Origin of the sequence: Glycomyces arizonensis DSM 44726, from assembly GCF_000482705.1 — a bacterium.
Taxonomy (GTDB): domain Bacteria; phylum Actinomycetota; class Actinomycetes; order Mycobacteriales; family Micromonosporaceae; genus Glycomyces; species Glycomyces arizonensis.
This window is the reverse complement of the sequence record NZ_AXWO01000004.1, coordinates 339,037-357,087: the sequence shown is the minus strand read 5'-3', so window position 1 is coordinate 357,087 and position 18,051 is coordinate 339,037. Positions and strand designations below refer to the sequence as shown.

Annotated in this window: 13 protein-coding genes; 5 read left to right on the top strand and 8 right to left on the bottom strand. The window is 69.5% G+C overall.

The window, feature by feature from the left end; translation table 11 throughout:
• From H613_RS29930 to H613_RS0107990, 3 genes are all read left to right on the top strand, one after another.
• Window positions 1–260: integrase core domain-containing protein (locus H613_RS29930; RefSeq protein WP_156925897.1), on the top strand; the 260-nt coding region annotated here is incomplete at its 5' end.
• Window positions 261–2,113: 1,853 nt separating this feature from the next.
• The gene (locus tag H613_RS25250) at window positions 2,114–2,428 is read left to right on the top strand and encodes a hypothetical protein (RefSeq protein ID WP_051393091.1); all 315 of its coding nucleotides are present in this window, start codon (window positions 2,114–2,116) and stop codon (window positions 2,426–2,428) included.
• A gap of 139 nt (window positions 2,429–2,567) precedes the next feature.
• On the top strand, window positions 2,568–4,724 hold the full coding sequence (locus H613_RS0107990; RefSeq protein ID WP_026923385.1) for a (Fe-S)-binding protein: 2,157 nt from the start codon (window positions 2,568–2,570) through the stop codon (window positions 4,722–4,724).
• Between the two features lie 111 nt (window positions 4,725–4,835).
• Here the strand turns inward: H613_RS0107990 and H613_RS25245 are convergent, their stop codons facing one another.
• From H613_RS25245 to H613_RS25225, 7 genes are all read right to left on the bottom strand, one after another.
• Window positions 4,836–5,348, bottom strand: coding sequence for a nucleoside deaminase (locus H613_RS25245; protein WP_439330242.1), 513 nt, complete (start codon window positions 5,346–5,348; stop codon window positions 4,836–4,838).
• 61 nt (window positions 5,349–5,409) lie between these two features.
• Window positions 5,410–5,916, bottom strand: a complete 507-nt coding sequence (locus tag H613_RS0107980; RefSeq protein ID WP_026923384.1) for a tRNA adenosine deaminase-associated protein — start codon at window positions 5,914–5,916, stop codon at window positions 5,410–5,412.
• 93 nt (window positions 5,917–6,009) lie between these two features.
• Entirely contained in the window at window positions 6,010–6,393 is a 384-nt protein-coding gene (locus tag H613_RS30740; RefSeq protein WP_156925896.1) for a hypothetical protein, read from the bottom strand.
• Window positions 6,386–7,786 (bottom strand): PrsW family intramembrane metalloprotease, encoded by a 1,401-nt coding sequence (locus H613_RS25240; protein WP_051393090.1) that lies wholly within the window; start codon window positions 7,784–7,786, stop codon window positions 6,386–6,388. Before H613_RS25240 ends, H613_RS30740 begins: the two co-directional genes overlap by 8 nt.
• Window positions 7,783–8,169, bottom strand: coding sequence for an STAS domain-containing protein (locus tag H613_RS25235; protein ID WP_051393089.1), 387 nt, complete (start codon window positions 8,167–8,169; stop codon window positions 7,783–7,785). The genes H613_RS25240 and H613_RS25235 overlap by 4 nt, the downstream gene beginning before the upstream one ends.
• A 21-nt stretch (window positions 8,170–8,190) precedes the next feature.
• Window positions 8,191–8,745: a response regulator gene (locus tag H613_RS25230; protein ID WP_035736758.1), complete on the bottom strand. Its 555-nt coding sequence runs from the start codon at window positions 8,743–8,745 to the stop codon at window positions 8,191–8,193.
• Window positions 8,742–13,154: a HAMP domain-containing hybrid sensor histidine kinase/response regulator gene (locus tag H613_RS25225; RefSeq protein WP_051393088.1), complete on the bottom strand. Its 4,413-nt coding sequence runs from the start codon at window positions 13,152–13,154 to the stop codon at window positions 8,742–8,744. The genes H613_RS25230 and H613_RS25225 overlap by 4 nt, the downstream gene beginning before the upstream one ends.
• A gap of 292 nt (window positions 13,155–13,446) precedes the next feature.
• Between H613_RS25225 and H613_RS0107955 the strand changes: the two genes are divergently transcribed.
• Both H613_RS0107955 and H613_RS0107950 read left to right on the top strand, forming a co-directional pair.
• Window positions 13,447–14,736 (top strand): LPXTG cell wall anchor domain-containing protein, encoded by a 1,290-nt coding sequence (locus H613_RS0107955; RefSeq protein ID WP_026923383.1) that lies wholly within the window; start codon window positions 13,447–13,449, stop codon window positions 14,734–14,736.
• A gap of 191 nt (window positions 14,737–14,927) precedes the next feature.
• Entirely contained in the window at window positions 14,928–16,922 is a 1,995-nt protein-coding gene (locus H613_RS0107950) for a SpoIIE family protein phosphatase (RefSeq protein WP_051393087.1), read from the top strand.
• Window positions 16,923–17,028: 106 nt separating this feature from the next.
• Here H613_RS0107950 and H613_RS29065 read toward each other — a convergent pair whose 3' ends face one another.
• Complete coding sequence (locus H613_RS29065) at window positions 17,029–18,000, bottom strand: C40 family peptidase (protein ID WP_051393086.1); 972 nt, start codon at window positions 17,998–18,000, stop codon at window positions 17,029–17,031.
• Window positions 18,001–18,051 lie beyond the last annotated feature (51 nt).

Sequence of the window (18,051 nt, the reverse complement as noted above, 5' to 3'; positions counted from 1 at the left end):
GGTTCAGCGAGTATTGCGCCTCGCATGGGCTGCTGCGGTCGGTGGGGCGGACTGGTATCTGCTTCGATAACGCGATGGCAGAAAGCTTTTTCGCGGCGCTGAAGAACGAACTCGTATCCCGAGTCACATACACGACCCGTCGCGAAGCCAAGCGTGACATCATGCGATATATTGAATTGTGGTACAACACTCGGCGGCTTCACTCCGCTGTCGACTATCGACCACCAGTCGAAGTCCGGGAAGCCTACGAGCTGACCTGATAGGAAGACATCACCCCAGGAAGTTGTCAGCAACCAACTGTCCGAAAAATGCGGGGCACCTCAACCAGGCATCAAAGCCGACCTGAACGAGACCGCCGAACAGATCGAACAAGCACACCTCGAAGGCCAGATCAAGCAGGCCAAGGCCAGGGTGCGCGCCCGCTTCGCAGCACCAGCCACCGAACCAGACACAGTAGACGAACCTGAGCCGGCCACGACAGCTGAAGGCGAGCAAGCCTCACCGCCAGCCGACCGGCAGACCCTGACACCAGCAGGGGTGACCGGCACCACCGGGCCGGATGATCACATCCCCTTCTTACCCTGCCCGCCGCAGGCAACTGCGGCGGGGACAGAGCACATATGCTGCTCAGCTCGAATCCCCAGCGGGTTCGAGCCCTTCCCCGTGCCCGGACACCGAACCGACCCCACACGCCACCCCCCCAGCCGCCACCACACCCCAAGAGGGAAGAGAACCAGACGGAAGCCCACCACCAACCTCCGCCCCGACAGGCCACCCCCGACACCCGCTCACCTCTGCATCGCTGCAATGCCTGAAGCTGGACCGGAGCACAACCCCGAGGACACAGCGACAGCCCCAGCCCCCCACGCACCTCGCGGTCGCCGACCGGTTGAAGCCCTACCCGAGCGCACCTCCGCACCGACCGACCACCCCAAACCCTTCCCTACCCTCCATCGTTGACTCGCCTGAAGCCCAACCAGACACGCCCCGAGGACACCAATCGACCTCAGCACCTACCTACCTCGCGGTCGCCGACCGCTTGAAGCCCTACCCGACCGCGCCTCCGCGCCGACAGGCCACCCCTGGCACTCGCTCACCGCTGCATCGCTGCAATGCCTGAGGCTGGACCGGAGCACAACCCCGAAGACACCAAGCCAGCCCCGCCCCCCACGCACCTCGCGCTCACTGCTCGCCTGAAGCCGGGCCGAAGAGGTAACCCCTAAGGACCACTGACCGACTCCGACGCAGGGGCGCCGCAGAGCGCCCAGCCGGCGCCCGGGGGCGCTACTCCGCCCCTCTGTACCCACCCGCCGCCGTCCTGCACACCACGAAAGTCCTCGCCAGCCTGACAGACGCCCCAAAACCGGTCAAGGAAAAGTTTCGGGCCTGTGGATAACCCCCAGCAGGGAGTGCGCTGGGCCTGTGGATAACTTCTGGCGGGGAGTGTGCAGGGCCTGTGGACAACTCCCGGCGGCAGCATGCGGAGCCTGTGGACAACTCCCCGGAACGGTGCGGTCCACCTGCGGACAACTCCCCGGAACGGTGCGGTCCACCTGCGGACAACTTCCCAGAGCGAGGCGGTGCGCTTCCGGATGCTTCGGCAGCAGCGTGCCGTCTTCGACGACCCACCTCTCCACGCCCGTCTTTGTCGCCGCCCGCTCGAAACACAACCAGCAACGACCCCGAAGTCACAGCGACAGCCCCAGCCCCTTCCTGCCTCGCGGTCACCGACCGCTCGAAGCGCCAGCGACGACCACCCCCAAGACACCACCAACCCCGGCACCCGCCCACCTCACGGTCGCCGATCGACTGAAGCTCTACCCGAACGAGACTCCACGCCGACCGGACACCCCGAGCCCTTCCCTACCTTCCATCGCTGACTCGCCTGAAGCCCAAACGGAAACGACTCGAGGAACCAGAGCCGACCCCGGCTTCCGATCACCTCGTGGTCGCTGATTCCTTCGGAGACCGCACTCAAGCAGCCATACAGCCGAAAGCCCGCCCAAGAGGACCGCCTCCTCTTCGCCAACCCCGTGAAGTCCTGGCAGAGGCCCCCACCATGAGGCCCCTCGTGACATGATGGATCTTCCCCTCGATCCCCTGGAGGCTCCCTGTGGGCGCGCTGAAGCCTTGGCACATCATCGTGCTGCTGTTCATCCTCTTCGTCATGGCGGCGGTCATCACGGGGCTCGTCGTGCTCGTCGTCTTCCTCAGCAGGCGATCCGCCAGGCCGCCATACCCGCCCTATCCCGGTCAGCCGTACCAGGGCCCGCCCTACATGGGCCAGCCGTATTACGATCCCTCATTTCAGGCGCCGCACCCGCACCCGCACCCGCATAGGGATGCTGATGCCGGTGACGATCCCAGTGGGGATTCAGGCGGCTCCGGCGACTCCGGCGGCGGCGATGGCGGAGGCGGGGGCGACTGACCTCGGCGGCGGACGCCGCTTATATCGGCTCCTTGTGGCAAGTCTGTGTCCATGCCCGGCTCGACATGGTGGCTACCGATCAGTAACATGTATCGTGATCGGGAGCACCGCACCGTTCGGACACCGTCGAGAGGTCGCCATGGGAGTCGTCCAAATCGTCACGGCCACGATCGCCTTCGCTTTCACGGCGTTCGCGATCGCGCTGTTCGCCCGAGCCGTGATGCGGCTGCTCGCCACCGTCCGGCTCGGCTCGCCCGACCGGACCCGCGGCGGCGAGCGCGGCCAGCGCGTCGCCACCATGCTGCGGGAGACCATCGGGCACACCAGGATGCTCCAGTGGACGTGGATCGGAGCGGCGCACTGGCTCGTGTTCGTCGGCTTCTTCTCGCTCGTCCCGATCCTGGCCACCGCCTACCTCGAGGTCCTCAACCCCGAGTGGACGCTGCCGTGGGTGGGCCACTGGGAGCCCTGGCTGCTGCTGTCCGAGATCATCGCCACCGTCACCGGCCTGGGCATCCTGTTCCTCTTCACCGTGCGCCTGGCCAGCCAGCCGAAGGTCCACCAGGTGCCGCCCGAGGGGCTGGCGTCGGCCGACGGGCAGCGCTCCTCCTCATCGCGGTTCGAGAACTCCCGCCAGTGGCAGGCGTTCTACATCGAGGCCACGATCTTCGCGATCGTCGTCTGCTTCTTCACCATCCGCTCCAGCGAGTTCGCCCTCGGCAGCATCGACGCGACGTGGGCCTCGCCGATCTCGGCGGGCCTGGCGAACCTCTTCGAGGGCGCCTCCGAGTCGGCGCTGCACACCACGATCACGGTCGCGGCCGGGGTGAAGATCCTCGTGTCCTGGACGTTCTTCCTGGTGCTGGCGCTGGTGCCGAGCATGGGCATCGGCTGGCACCGCCTCACCGCGTTCTTCAACATCTACTTCAAGCGCCACGCAAGCGGCGCGGTCAGCCTCGGCGCGGTCAAGCCGATGCTCATCGACGGGGAACCGGCCGACTTCGAGACCGCCGACCCCGAGACGCAGCCGTTCGGCGTCGACACCATCACCGACGTCAGCTGGAAGGGCCTGCTGGACTTCACCACCTGCACCGAGTGCGGGCGCTGCCAGTCGCAGTGCCCGGCCTGGAACACCGGGAAGCCCCTGTCGCCCAAGAAGCTGGTGACCGACCTGCGGGACCACCTGTACGAGCAGGCGCCGTACCTCAAGGCCGCCGCGGCGGCGGCCGAGCGCGGCGGCGACGGGGCCTCGATCGAGCCGATCTCGATCATCGGCTCGGTCATCGACCCTGACGTGCTGTGGTCGTGCACGACGTGCGGGGCGTGCGTCGAGCAGTGCCCGGTCGACATCGAGCACGTCGACACGATCATGGACCTGCGCCGCCACCAGACGATGATCGAGTCGGCGTTCCCCACCGAGGCGCAGACCATGCTGCGCAACCTGGAGAACAAGGGCAACCCGTGGGGCGAGAACCCGGCGAACCGCCTGAAGTGGGCCGAGCCGCTCGACTTCGAGGTGCCGGTCGCCGAGCCCGGCGGGGACTGGGAGTACCTGTACTGGGTGGGCTGCGCGGGCGCCTACGACCCGAAGGCGCAGAAGACGTCCCGGGCCGTGGCCACACTGCTGCACGAGGCGGGCGTGAAGTTCGCGGTGCTCGGCGAGGCCGAGACCTGCACCGGCGACCCGGCCCGGCGCATCGGGCACGAGTTCATGTTCCAGATGCTCGCCGAGCAGAACGTGGAGGCGTTCAACGAGGCCGGCGCGGTCAAGATCATCGCCACCTGCCCGCACTGCCTGAACACCATCGGCAACGAGTACGGCGAGCTGGGCGGGAACTACGAGGTCGTGCACCACACGCAGCTCCTGGCCGACCTGGTGGCCTCGGGCAGGATCGAACCGGTCGAGCAGCACGACGGCACGCTCACCTACCACGACCCGTGCTACCTGGGCCGCCACAACCGGATCTTCACGCCGCCGCGGGAGCTGCTCGGCTCGTTCGCCGAGGTGACGGAGATGCCGCGCAACGCCGAGCGGTCGTTCTGCTGCGGCGCGGGCGGGTCCAGGATGTGGCTGGAGGAGCCGCTGGGCAAGCGCGTCAACCGCGAGCGGGCCGACGAGGCGGTGGCGACCGGCGCGAACACCGTCGCCGTGGGCTGCCCGTTCTGCTCGACGATGCTGCGCGACGGCGTGGCCGACGCGGGCCGCGAGGATGACGTGGAGGTCATCGACATCGCGCAACTGCTGGAGCGCTCGCGGGCGAAGAAGGCCGCCGCCGCGGAGCGGTCGACGGAGTAGTAGCAAGCGGCGCGGTGAGCGGGATGGGGCTCGGTGTGGGGTCTGGGGGCCTCGGTCAGCTCGGGCCGCGCCCGCGGGGCTTCCGGGTCGGGCTCCGCCCACACGGTGCCGCTAGTTCGGGCTCCGTCCGCTGTGCCTCCCGCTCGGGCTCCGTCCGCTGCGCTTCCCGTTCGGACTCCGTCCGCTGTGCCTCCCGGTCGGACTCCGTCCGAAGTACCCCTTGAGGAGCCCCGCCGATTCGTCGGCGAGGACGCCGCCGTAGACGTCGGGGTTGTGGTTCAGGCGCGGGTCGCGGACCACGTCCCACAGCGAGCCCACCGCGCCGGTCTTGGGCTCCCACGCGCCGAAGACGACGGCGCCGACGCGGGCGAGCACCGCCGCTCCCGCGCACATCGTGCACGGCTCCAGCGTGACCACCAGGGTGCAGCCTTCGAGCCGCCAGCCGTCGCCGTGGCGGCCCGCGGCCTCGCGGAGCGCCAGGATCTCGGCGTGGGCGGTGGGATCGGCGAGGGCTTCGCGCCGGTTGGCGGCCGCGGCCAGCTCGCGGCCCTCGGGGTCGAAGACCACGGCGCCCACCGGGAGGTCGCCGCCGGATGCGGTCGCGGCCTCAAGGGCCCTGCGCATCCAGCGTTCGTGGACCTCGCGGCGGGTCTCATCCATGGGTGGCGGGAGGCTCGGGGCGGGATCAGGCTCCGGAGGCCGATTCGAGGGTGTCGGCGAAGCCGATCACCTCGGCGACCTCGGAGACGACGTCGGAGGGCATCATGCCTTCCTTGGCGCACAGCGCGAGGAGGGTGGCCCCGCCGACGCCGAGGTCGCCCATGAGGTCGGCCTCGCCCACCGGCTCGGCGTCGAGCTCGGTGGGGCGCGCGCTGATCGACTCCTCGTCTTCGGTGTCGATCTCGTCGGTGTTCTCGGGCTCCAGGTCTCCCAGCAGCGCCTCGCCCAGGCGCGACTGCGACGCGTATTCGGCGTCGGAGCCGAACGTGCGCAGGTCGTCGCCGTTGTCGAGACGCATCACGGTCAGGTATTCATCGTCGGCGTCGACGAAGAGCAGCGTGAGGTCGGCGTCAGGGTAGGCCTCACGCATGACCTCGGCGGCGTCCTCGATGTCGGCCACGTCGTCGAGATCGACTTCCGTGGCGTCCCATTGGTCGCCCTCGCGGCCCACAGCCACAGCGAAATACGACACGATCCGTCCCCGTTTTCTGTTAAATGGACCAGCTTCTCAAAGAATTCAGCTGTTCGGACGATCAACTGAAGGATGTGGCGGCCTGGGTTGGCATTACCACAGGATCCAATTGCCGGTCAGCAAAAGGTACAGCTCGACTGCGAGTCCGGTGACTCCAGCGGCGGTCCCTGCGACGGCGGCTACGCCGACCGCTGCACCGCGGTCACCGTAGCGTGCCAGCGCTGCTGCCACGACAGTTGCGATCGTACTCGCGGCCAATGTCACCCAGGCGAACCCCGTCCCCGTGATGGAATCACCGGAGGCAGCGCTGGCGAAGGAGAGGAGCCACAGCATCACCCACAGCGCTGTGAGCGCCGAACCGGCCGCGACCGCCCCGACCCTGACGGGGTGGGGCTCTCTCCAGTGCGGCCGTCCCGAGCGCGCGGTGGGCGCGCCGGGGCCGGGCCAGGAGGTGGCGCGGATGGGTCCGTCATGCATAAGAGACAGGGTACGTGGGCGGGCCGGGCGGCGGCGGGGGCTGGAAGGAAGGAAGCGGCAGCGGCATGACCGGCGGGGCGGGCGGCTCGACAGTGCGGACCTTCCCGTCGGGGAAGGTGACGTGGTAGCGGCTGCCGTCCCAGGTGGCGGCGGGCATGCGCGGGTCGCGGCCGGTGTAGGCGGCGCGGGCCTCGCCCATGCGGTAGAGGCCGGTGCCGATGCGGTGCTCGTCGTAGCGGCCGCCGATGGAGGCGAGGTCGATCTGCTCGGTGACGTCGGCGGCGGCCCGCTGGAAGTCCTTCATGGCCCGCTCGCCGCCGGGGCCGGCGATGCGGCGGGCCCAGGCGCGCGCTGAGGAGCGGCGGGAGAAGCTCGCGAGGGAGGCGAGCTCGGGCGGCGAGAGCAGCCCTGAGGCGACGTAGGGGGCCAGGGCGGTCTGGGTGCGGCGGGCGTCGGCGGCCCGCAGCCACAGGGCGAGGCCGACCATGGTGAAGAACAGCGGCATGAGGAACGCGGGGTAGAGGGCGAACCACAGGCCGGGCAGGTCGATGGCGGTGCCGAGGAGGGAGGAGCCGTTCCACAGGGCGTGGAGCCCCATGCCGCACAGGAGCATGCCGACTATCCAGGCGGTCTGAGCACCCTTGCGTCCGGGGCGCCGCACGGCCTTGCCGAGGCCGACGGCGGACAGGCCGGTCATGAGGGGGTGGGCGAACATGGTGGCGAGGCCGCGGAGGAGGACGAGCTGGGTGACCAGGGCGATGCCGGCGGACTCGTCGAGGATCTGGGTGCCGGAGACGTAGGCGCCGGAGGCGTAGAGGACGTTCTCGGCGACGGCGAACCCGGCGCCGGCCAGGCCGCAGTAGACGATGGCGTCGAGCATGCCGGTGAAGTGGCCGCGGGCGAGCCAGAGGATGAGCAGGGGCCCGGCGAGCTTGGCGATCTCCTCGATGACGGGGGCGGAGACGACGGCGGCGAGGTTCTCGTTGAGGCCGTTCTCGCGGAGGAGGTAGGCGACGCCGGTGTTGACGCCGAGGGCGACGGCGGTGGCGACGCAGGCGCCCCAGCCGAAGCAGAACGCCAGGACCAGCCAAGGGCGGCGGCGGTGGCGTCCGAGCCACAGGAAGGTGGCGACGAGGAACGGGGCGGGCACGAGGGCGGCGACGAGGCCGACGCCGGCGGCTTCGGCTCCGGCGCCGTCGACGATGGCCCAGCCCAGGACGGTGGCGCCGCCGGCGAAGAGGAGGGCGCAGCCGGTGGCGGTGAGGGGGCTCCGGCGCGTCCGGTGCCCGGCGATGGCGAGGACGGCGCCGGCCAGGGCGAGGACGGCGCCGGCCAGGGCGAGGACGGCGGCGACGGTGAGGACGATGAGGAGTTCGCGGGTCGGGTCGCTCACGCGGGGTCCTCCGGGCCGGGCCGGGTGTCTGGGCCGGTGTCCGGGTCGGCGCCGGGACCGCCGTTCTCGCGGATGACGAAGTGCTCGCCGATGCCGGAGACGGCGAGGAGCCGTTTGAGGAAGTCGCCGAGGTTGGCGAGGACGAGGACGGACCGGGAGCGGGCCGCGGCGCGGCTGAGGACGACGAGGGTGCCCAGGCCGCGCGAGTCGCAGAAGGTGACCCCGTCCATGTCGAGGACGACGCGGACCGGGTCCTCGGCGAGCGCCTCGTTGACGGCGCCCGACAGCCGCGGAGCGGTCTGCAGGTCGATCTCGCCGGTCAGTGCCACGATCGTCTCGTTCGATTCGCGGTAAACCGAAATGTCGAGCTTTTGGTGCACCACGCCGTCAACCCTAACCGAAAACTAGTCGGTTCCGGGTTCGAGGAGCCCGAGGATCTCGGCGATCTCGTCGTCGGGGCCGTGTTTCTTCTGCCATTCGGCGAGGTCGCCGTAGGCCCTGCGGAGGCGCCGGATGAGGCCGTCCTCGCGTTCGCGCAGGTCGCGGGTGCGTTCGGAGGTGTGGCGGAGGGCCTGGCCCTGGGACCACAGGTCGATGAAGACCTTGACCTTGGTGCGGAGCATCCAGGGGTCGAAGGGCTTGGTGATGTAGTCGACGGCGCCCACGGAGTAGCCGCGCATGGCCAGGTGGGCGTCGCGGTCGGCGGCGGTGAGGAAGATGATGGGGGTGTGGCGGGTCTTCTCGCGCTGCTTGATGTGGCGGGCGGTCTCGAAGCCGTCCATGCCGGGCATCTGGGCGTCGAGGAGGATCGCGGCGAAGTCGCCGGTCAGGAGCCGTTTGAGGGCTTCCTCGCCGGAGGTGACGGCGATGGTGGCGACGGGCAGGCCCTGGAGGATCGCCTCGAGGGCGAGGAGGTTCTCGGATCGGTCGTCTACGAGCAGTACGCGCGCGGTGCTCATGCGGTCTCTCCATCGGTCGGGGCGCCATTCTCTCCCCGCTCGCCTTCGCCGCCGCCGTCGGGGGTCGTCCCGATCCACTGCGACATGGTGTCGAGGAGGAGGTCCAGGTCGACCGGTTTGGTGAGGTAGGCGCTGGCGCCGGCGGAGACGGACTTCTCGCGCTGCTCGGCGAGGGCTTGGGCGGTGAGGAAGATGATGGGCAGGTCGGCGAACTGGGGCATGCGGCGGATGACGCGGGTGGTCTCGTTGCCGTCCATGCCGGGCATCATCGAGTCCATGAGGACGACGTCGATGTCGGGGTGGTGCTGGAGGGCGTCGATGCCGTCGGCGCCGTTCTCGGCGTAGTGGACGTCGATGCCGTGGAGTTCGAGCGCGGCGGTCAGCGCGAAGACGTTGCGGATGTCGTCGTCGACGATGAGGACGGTGGCGCCGTCGAGGCGCTGGGCGGCCGCCGAGGAGGAGGGCGTCTCGGGGGCGCCGGTGAGGATCGAGGGGCCGCGGGTCTCCTCGACGGGCGGCAGCTCGGAGGTGTGGACGGGGAACTCCTCGTCGTGGTCGATCTCGGCGGGGATGACGAAGGTGAACACGGAGCCCTCGGAGCCGGTGCGTTCGATGAAGACGTCGCCGCCGAGCATCTGCGACAGGTTCTTGGAGATCGACAGGCCGAGTCCGGTGCCGCCGAAGTTGCGGCGGGTGGTGCCGTCGGCCTGCTGGAACGGCTCGAAGATGATGTTCTTCTTGTTCTCGGCGACGCCGATGCCGGTGTCGATGACGGAGAAGGAGACGCGCTCGCCCGCGGAGTTGAGGCGGGGGGCCTCGAATCCGAGGTCGGAGGGGACGCGCTTGACGGCGAGGGTGACCGAGCCGGTGCGGGTGAACTTGACGGCGTTGGACAGGAGGTTTCTCAGGACCTGCTGGAACTTCTGGCCGTCGGTCTGGAGGGTGTGCGGGACGCCGGGGCCGACGTCGACGCTGAAGCGGAGCTGCTTGTCCTCGGCCTGGGGCCGGAAGGTGGCCTCGATGTCGCCGAGGGCCTCGACGAGGTCGACGGGGTGGACGGAGACGTCCATGCGCCCGGCCTCGATCTTGGACAGGTCGAGGATGTCGTCGATGAGGGTGAGCAGGTCGGTGCCGGCGTTGTGGATGGTGCGGGCGAACTCGATCTGCCGGTCCGAGAGGTTCGCGTCGGCGTTCTCGGACAGGAGCCGGGCGAGCAGCAGCAGCGAGTTCAGCGGCGTGCGCAGCTCGTGCGAGACGTTGGCGAGGAACTCGGACTTGTACTTGGAGACCTGGGCGAGCTGTTCGGCCTTCTCCTCGATGTCCTGGCGGGCGGATTCGACTTCGAGGTTCTTGACCTCGATGGCCTTGTTCTGCGCGGACAGGAGGGTCGCCTTCTCCTCGAGTTCGACGTTGGTCTCCTTGAGCCGGTCGGACTGGGCGCGCAGCTCCTGGGCCATGCGCTGGGACTCGCGCAGGAGGACCTCGGTGCGGGCGTTGCCCTCGATGGTGGCGAGGGTGACGCCGACGTTGGGCGCGAGGGAGTCGAGGAACTTCTTGTGGAGCCCGGAGTAGGTGTTGAACGAGGCGAACTCGATGACGCCGCGGACCTTGTCGCCGAACTGGACGGGCAGGATGATCAGGTCGGTGGGGGTGGCCTGGCCGAGCCCGGAGGAGATCTCGAGGTAGCCCTCGGGGATGTCGTGGAGGTGGATGGTGCGCTTGGAGGCCGCGGCCTGGCCGACCATGCCCTCGTTCTCCTCGATGACGATCTTCTCGCCGGGGCTGGGGTGGCCGTAGACGGCGTTGAGCCGGTAGGTGACGTGCCCGGAGACGTCCTCGTGGCGGACGTAGAACGTGGAGGTCTGGGCGTCGATGAGGCTGGTGACCTCGTCGAGGATCATGCGGGTGACCTCTTCGATGTTGCGCCGGCCCTGGAGGAGGGAGGAGACGCGGGCGAGGTTGGAGTTGAGCCAGTCGGCGTCGGTGTTCTGGCGGGTCTTGTCGCGCAGGGCGGTGATCATCTGGTTGATCGACTCGGTGAGGTCGGCGATCTCGCCGGCGGCCTCGAAGTCGACCGACTGGGTGAGGTCGCCGCGGGCGACGGCGTGGGCGACGTTGGCGATGGCCCGCAGCTGGAGGGTGAGGGTCGCGGCCAGGGAGTTGACGTTGCGGGTGAGGGCGAGCCAGGTGCCGGCGACGCCGGCGACCTCGGCTTGGCCGCCGAGGTTCCCCTCCACGCCGACCTCGCGGGCCACGCGCGTGACCTCCCCGGCGAAGCTGGAGAGCTGGTCGACCATCGAGTTGAGCGTGGTCTTGAGTTCGAGGATCTCGCCTTGGGCGTCGACGGTGATCTGGCGGGTGAGGTCGCCGCGGGCGACGGCGGTGGTGACCTCGGCGATGTTGCGGACCTGGGCGGTCAGGTTCGAGGCCATCGAGTTGACGTTGTCGGTGAGGTCCTTCCAGGTGCCCGAGACGCCGGGGACGCTGGCCTGGCCGCCGAGGCGGCCTTCGGTGCCGACTTCGCGGGCGACGCGGGTGGCCTCGTCGGCGAACTGGGAGAGCTGGGCGACCATCGAGTTGAGCGTGGTCTTCAGTTCGAGCATCTCGCCTTGGGCGTCGACGGTGATCTGCCTGGTGAGGTCGCCGCGGGCGACCGCGGTGGCGACGGAGGAGATGTTGCGGACCTGGGCGGTCAGGTTCGAGGCCATCGAGTTCACATTGTTGGTAAGCGCTTCCCAGATGCCGGAGACGCCCTGGACGTTGGCCTGGCCGCCGAGCTTGCCGTCGGTGCCGACCTCGCGGGCCACGCGCGTGACCTCGTCGGCGAACTGCGAGAGCTGCGCGACCATCGAGTTCATCGTCGATTTGAGTTCGAGCATCTCGCCGCGGGCGTCGACGGTGATCTGCCGCGACAGGTCGCCGTCGGCGACGGCGGTGGCCACCGAGGAGATGTTGCGGACCTGCGCGGTCAGGTTCGAGGCCATGAGGTTGACGTTGTCGGTGAGGTCCTTCCAGGTGCCCGAGACGCCCTTGACGTCGGCCTGGCCGCCGAGCTTGCCCTCGCTGCCGACCTCGCGCGCCACGCGCGTGACCTCCTCGGCGAAGTCGGAGAGCTGGTCGACCATGGTGTTGACGGTGTTCTTGACGTCGGCGACCTCGCCGGAGGCGCGGACGGTGATCTTCTGGTTCAGGTCGCCGGCGGCGACGGCGCTGGTGACCTTCGCGATGTTGCGGACCTGGTCGGTGAGGTTCGTCGCGAGCTGGTTGACGTTCTCGGTGAGGTCCCGCCAGGTGCCCGAGACGCCGAAGACCTGGGCCTGGCCGCCGAGGCGGCCGTCGGTGCCGACCTCGCGGGCCACGCGCGTGACCTCGTCGGCGAAGTTCGACAGCTGGTCGACCATGGTGTTGACGGTGTTCTTCAGTTCGAGGATCTCGCCTTGGGCGGACACGGAGATCTTCTTGGTCAGGTCGCCGCGGGCGACGGCGGTGGTGACCTCGGCGATGTTGCGGACCTGGTCGGTGAGGCTGGAGGCCATCGAGTTGACGTTCTCGGTGAGGTCCTTCCAGATGCCGGAGACGCCGGGGACCTCGGCCTGGCCGCCGAGGCGGCCGTCGGTGCCGACCTCGCGGGCCACGCGCGTGACCTCCCCGGCGAAGACCTGGAGGGTCTCGGTGAGGGAATTGATGGTGTCGGCCAGTTCGGCGACCTCGCCGGAGGCGTTGACGGTGATCTTCTGCTTCAGGTCGCCGCGGGAGACCGCGGTGGCGACCGAGGAGATGGAGCGGACCTGGTCGGTCAGGTTCGACGCCATCGTGTTGACCGCGTCGGTCAGGGAGCGCCAGGTGCCCGAGACGCCCTTGACGTCGGCCTGGCCGCCGAGCTTGCCGTCGGTGCCGACCTCCTGGGAGACGCGGGTGACCTCGGCGGCGAAGCGGCGCAGCAGGCCGACCATCTGGTTGACGGTCTCGCCGAGGCGGCGGAACTCGCCGCGCAGCTCCTTGCCCTCGAATTCGAGCGAGGCCTCCTGGGTGAGGTCGCCGGCGGCGACGGCTTCGAGGACGCGGCCGAGCTCGGTGGTGGGGCGGACGAGCTCTTCGACGAGCCGGTTGACGCTGGCCGCGCCCTCCCGCCAGCCGCCGTCGAGGTGCTCGATGTCGAGTCGGTGGTTCCAGGAGCCCTCCTGGCCGACGACGCGGGCGATGAGCGCGAGGTCGCGGCCCTGGCGGTCGGCGCGCTCGACGACGGCGTTGAAGCGGTCGACGACCTCGCCGGCGAGGCCTTCGCCGCGGGGCAGCCGCACTGAGAAGTCGCCGCGTTCGACGGCGCCGAGCGCGTCGGCGAGGCTGCGGAGCAGGTCGGATTCGTCGGTGTGGTTCGCGGGGGCTGTTCTGGAAGCGGTGTCCGTCATGGCTCTCTTCCTCAGCTGCGGGTACAGGCTCGCCTAACAGGTTGTCACATGAAAGGGGCAAACGCGAATGCAGGTTACGCAGGGCAATGCGCCCGGTCACCTCGAGTAAGGGTGAGAAAACTGACAGATACTCGCAACCGGTGGACACTGTGGGGCGTGTGACCTCTGGCGGCACTGATGCGAAGAAAGCCGAGTCAGTGGAGGCTCGCAGCCGGTGCCGCCGTACCGAGCGCAAGACAGGAAACCCCCGTTCGGTATCGACGTAAAACAGAACAAAATTGCAAGGAGTTTCATGCCCACCCTCGACAAGCCCGGCGCGCGCCTCGCCGCCGCCGGAGCCGCCGCGGCGACCCTCGCGCTCGCGGCGGGATCCCCCGCCTTCGCCCAAGACGGCGAAGGCGGCCCCCACCCCCCGAACGAGATCGACGTGTCGACCAGCGTCTTCGGCGGAGCAGCCCCCGAAGGCGAAGCGTGGTCGGACTACGGCCTCTCGGACGCCGGTGTCGGCGCATACATCGAGATCGCCGACGTGGACGACACCCTCCAGGGCCTGGACGCCGTACAGGTGTCCTACCACTACTCGGACCTTGGCTTCCTCGACTTCGAGTTCTCGCTCGAGGGCGACGGATACGCCTGCACCGACGATGGCAGCATCTACAACTGCCAGGTGAATCCCGACGGCGGGGTCGTGAAGATCTGGATGAAGATGATTCCCCACGAGCTCGCCATCCCCGGCGACTCCGGACAGTATTCGCTGTACGCCTCCTACATCTCCGATGGCGAGATCATCGCCGCGTGGGAGGACGAGACCTTCACGCTCGACCGATGGTTCCTGGACCAGGCCGACCTCGGCAGCGACGGGGAAGAGCCTCCCGTTGAAGAGGAAGAGCACTACGAGTTCGCCTATCTCGACCATGTTCTGCAAGGCGCCGATCTCGGCAAGACCGTTACCGCCGCACCGCAGATCCAAGTTGACGGCAACGCGGGCGAGGACCGCGTGGGCTCGGTGGTCTGGTTCACCGACGCCGTCGATATCGACATGTGGGCCGATCCGGACGTCGTCTACGACGGCTATGAAATGGATGCCGACAGCGCCTCGGTCGTCGACGCCTACGACAACTGCGCCAAATTCGAAGTCTGGCTCATCTGCCTCGTGACCGACTGGACTCCCGAGGTGGGTAAGACCTATCGGCCCAGCGAGTCCTCGCCGATCCAGTACACGATCGACAACAAGGTTGAGGAGAACCACGTCGGCGTCTACTCGGCTTTCGACGTCAACCAGGAAGCTCTCGACTACTACGTGGCCGAGTTCGGTCTCGACCTCGACGGCGCCTCGAAGTTCTCGCTGAGTGCGGTCGATGAGGGCGAGGTCGCTTCCGAGGAGTACTTCTACGAAGGCGAGGGCTGGATCTACTTCGAGGGCAGCGTCGAGAACGCCGCCGGCGAGTCGGCCGATCCCAAACTGCCCACCACCGGTTCCAGCTCGGTCGTCATGATCTCGGCCGCCGCGGCCGCCATCGTGGCCGGCGCGGTCGTGTTCTTCGTGATGCGCCGCCGCAAGACCGCCGCGAGCTGGGAGTAGGCCCGCTTCGCGCGGCCCCCGCGGCCGCGTGAGGGCCCACGGCCACCGACAGCAGGAGAAAACCAGGCAGGCGGCGGCCGCCCCGGACTTCCACCACCGGGGCGGCCGCCGTTTCGCGTCCCTCTGCTGCGCGCGGTGCGGTGACGGTGCGGTGCCCGACGCCGGTGCATGGCCGTCATAGACTGGAGCCCGTGACGTACCCCGAGAGGGCCACCCGACGGCTGCGGCTGCCGGCCGACGACCGCTCCCCCGCCACCGCCCGCGCCGCCGTCAGGACGGTCCTGACCGAGGCGGGCCTCACCGAGCTGCTCGACGAGACGCTGCTGCTCACCACCGAGCTCGCCACCAACGGCGTCGTCCACGCCGGGACCGACATCAACCTCACCGTCGCCGCCGACTCGATCGGCGTGCGCGTCACCGTCACCGACTACCGCTCCGGCGGGATCGAACCGGCCGACACGGCCATGCCCGAGGTCACCGCCGAGGGCGGGCGCGGGCTGCTCCTGGTCGACCGCTTCGCGTCCTCGTGGGGCACCACCCACGACGCGACCGGCAAGTCCATCTGGTTCCGCATCGACCGCGACCCCGAGGCGCCGCCGCCCGAGCGGCGCACGCCCGAGGCCGACCTCCCCGTCGGCCCGGTCACCGATCTCGGCCAGCTCGCGGCGCTGCTCACGATCGCCCCGGCGCTCCAGTCGCGCCTGCCGGTCGAGCAGCTGGTGTCCGAGCTCCTCGCGCGCCTCCACGACGCCACGGCCGCCGCGGGCGGCGCCATCGAGTTCGACCCCGGCGGGGGCTCGGGGGCGGGCGTCCTGGCCAAGTTCGGCGACGTCGCCGACGCGTCCGTCACCGTCCCGGTGCCGTTGACCGCGCCCGCCACGGGCCGCCTCGTCCTGGCCGGGGTGCCGGGGCCCGAGTGGCGGCCCCTGGCCGAGCTCACCGCCGAGCGCGTCGCCCTGGCGCTCCAGATCGACCGGATGCGCACCGACGAGCAGCGCCGCTCCGGCTGGCTCACCTACCTCGCCGAGGCCGGGGAGCTCCTGGCGCACTCGCTCGACGAGCACCTCACCGTCGCGCTCATCCCCCAGCTCGTCGTCCCGCAGCTCGGCCGCTGGGCCGCCGTGCACCTGCGCAAGGACGGCGGGAGCCTGGAACTGGCCGCGCTCAGCCACACCGAGGAGGCCGAGCTGGAGCCGTGGCGGGCGCGCCTGGGCGCCGCGGGCACCGCTTTGGAGTCGTCACTGGCCTCGGACGGGTGGACCGGCATGGAGCTGCCGACGCCGCGAGGCATCGACGGCCTGTCCGTGCCGCTGTCGGCGCGCGGGGCCACCATCGGGGTCTTGTCGGTGGGGCGCCCGAGCGAGCGCCAGCACACCACCGAGGAGCGGGCCGTCATCGCCGACCTCGCGAAGCGCTCGGCGCTCGCGCTCGACAACGCCCGCATCCACGCCGAGCGGGCCGCGGTGGCCCACGAGCTCCAGTCGGCGCTCATGCCCGGGACGCTGCCCGAGGTGGCCGGGGTCAGCTTCGCCGCCGAGTACCTGCCGGCCGAGGCGTTCGGCACCGAGGTCGGCGGCGACTTCTACGATGCGACGACGCTGCCGGACGAGCGGCTGTGGGTGGCGATCGGGGACGTGTGCGGCAAGGGCGCGCAGGCCGCGGCCGTCACCGGCGTCGTGCGCGACGTCCTGCGGGTCATGGCCCGCGACGGGCGGCCCATGCCCAGGGCGCTGGAACTGCTGAACTCGACGCTGCTGGAGCAGCCCGGGGACTACCGGTACGCGACGATCGCCTCGGCGGTGCTCGACCGCGACGGCGACGCGCTCGGGGCGACGCTGTGCCTGTCGGGGCACGACCGGCCGCTGCTGCTGCGATCCGACGGGGAGGCCGAGTGGGTGGGGCGCGAGGGCACCGCGGTCGGCCTGTTCGAGCAGGTGAAGGTCAACCCCGAGCGGGTGCGGCTCGAGACGGGCGACGCGCTGGTGTTCTTCACCGACGGGGTGACCGAGCGGCGGGACATGTCGGCCATGTTCGGCCACGAGCGGATCGTCCGGGCGGTGCGGGACGTGGCCGGGAAGTCGGCCCGCACGATCGCCACGGCGCTGCTGGAGGCCGTCCAGATGTTCTCCTCGGACGCGCCCCGCGACGACATCGCGATCCTCGTCGTCCGCTGCGACGGGCGTTGAGCGCGGGCCGCTGCGACAGGCGTTGAGCGCAGGCCGCCGCGGCGGGCGCCGACGCAGAACGGGCCGCCCCGAGGGAGCGGCCCGCATGGTCGGAGGGTGCGGCGGCCTAGTCCTCGCCGAAGTCGGTGACTCGGCCCGCGCCGTAGTAGACGTTGCCGTGGTTGAGGGGCACGACCTTGACGACGGTGCTCGAGTTCGGGGCGTGGACGATGTAGCCGTTGCCGATGTACATGCCGACGTGGCTGAGGCTGTTGTAGAACACCAGGTCGCCCGGTTCGAGCTCTTCTTGGGAGATCCGCATGGTCGAGTTGTACTGGGCGGCGGCGTTGTGCGGCAGGGAGATGCCGATCTGCCGGTAGGCGTCGAGGACGAGACCGGAGCAGTCGAAGCTGTTGGGGCCGTCCTCTCCCCACACGTAGGGCTTGCCGAGTTGGTCGAGGGCGCGCATGACGACGTCGGCGCGGTCGCCGTCCATGTACGGCAGCTCGTAGTTCTCGACGGCGTCGCCCGAGACGGTCCGCCACTCGATCTCGAGGGCGTCCATGCGCTCGTTGATCTCGTCGATCATGCCCTGGAGGTCGGCCTTGTCGGCCTCCTGGTCTTCCTGGAGGTCGGTGAGGAGGTCGAGCTGGGTGGTGTACTCCTCGGTGGCCTCGTTGAGCTCGCCCATGAGGTCGAAGTCGTACATGTTGGCCGAGTTGAGGCGGTCGAGCCGTTCGACGAAGGCCTGGGGGGAGCCGGATTCGAGGATGAGCGCGGCGTCGCCGATGCCCTGGTCCACGTAGGTCTCGGTGATGAAGTCGGCGAGACGGGCGCGCAGGTCCTCCAGCTGGGTCTCGGACTCGGTGAGATCGGCCTGGACGTCGGCGATCATCTCCTCGTTGTCGTCGATCTCCTCGGTGAGGGCGTTGTACTCCTCGATCTTCGTGTTGAGATCATCGTCGACGTTCTGGATCTCGTCCTCGACCTCTTCGCGGTCGCGGTCGGCCCAGGCGGGAGCCGCGGAGACCCCCGATACGAGGAGACCGCCGATCAGGGCGGCGGAGGTCCACTTGCGTCGGAGGGACGGCTGTTTCACGAGGAGAATGCTCCTTCGGAGTCTGAGTCTGGGGGGACGGACCGAGACTGA

Excerpts from the sequence above, each read along its gene's own strand:
- H613_RS25225 (WP_051393088.1), bottom strand. The coding sequence starts at position 13,154 with ATGACGGACACCGCTTCCAGAACAGCCCCCGCGAACCACACCGACGAA.
- H613_RS25230 (WP_035736758.1), bottom strand. The coding sequence starts at position 8,745 with ATGAGCACCGCGCGCGTACTGCTCGTAGACGACCGATCCGAGAACCTC.
- H613_RS30740 (WP_156925896.1), bottom strand. The coding sequence starts at position 6,393 with ATGCATGACGGACCCATCCGCGCCACCTCCTGGCCCGGCCCCGGCGCG.
- H613_RS25245 (WP_439330242.1), bottom strand. The coding sequence starts at position 5,348 with ATGCGCAGGGCCCTTGAGGCCGCGACCGCATCCGGCGGCGACCTCCCG.
- H613_RS0107955 (WP_026923383.1), top strand. The coding sequence starts at position 13,447 with ATGCCCACCCTCGACAAGCCCGGCGCGCGCCTCGCCGCCGCCGGAGCC.
- H613_RS0107990 (WP_026923385.1), top strand. The coding sequence starts at position 2,568 with ATGGGAGTCGTCCAAATCGTCACGGCCACGATCGCCTTCGCTTTCACG.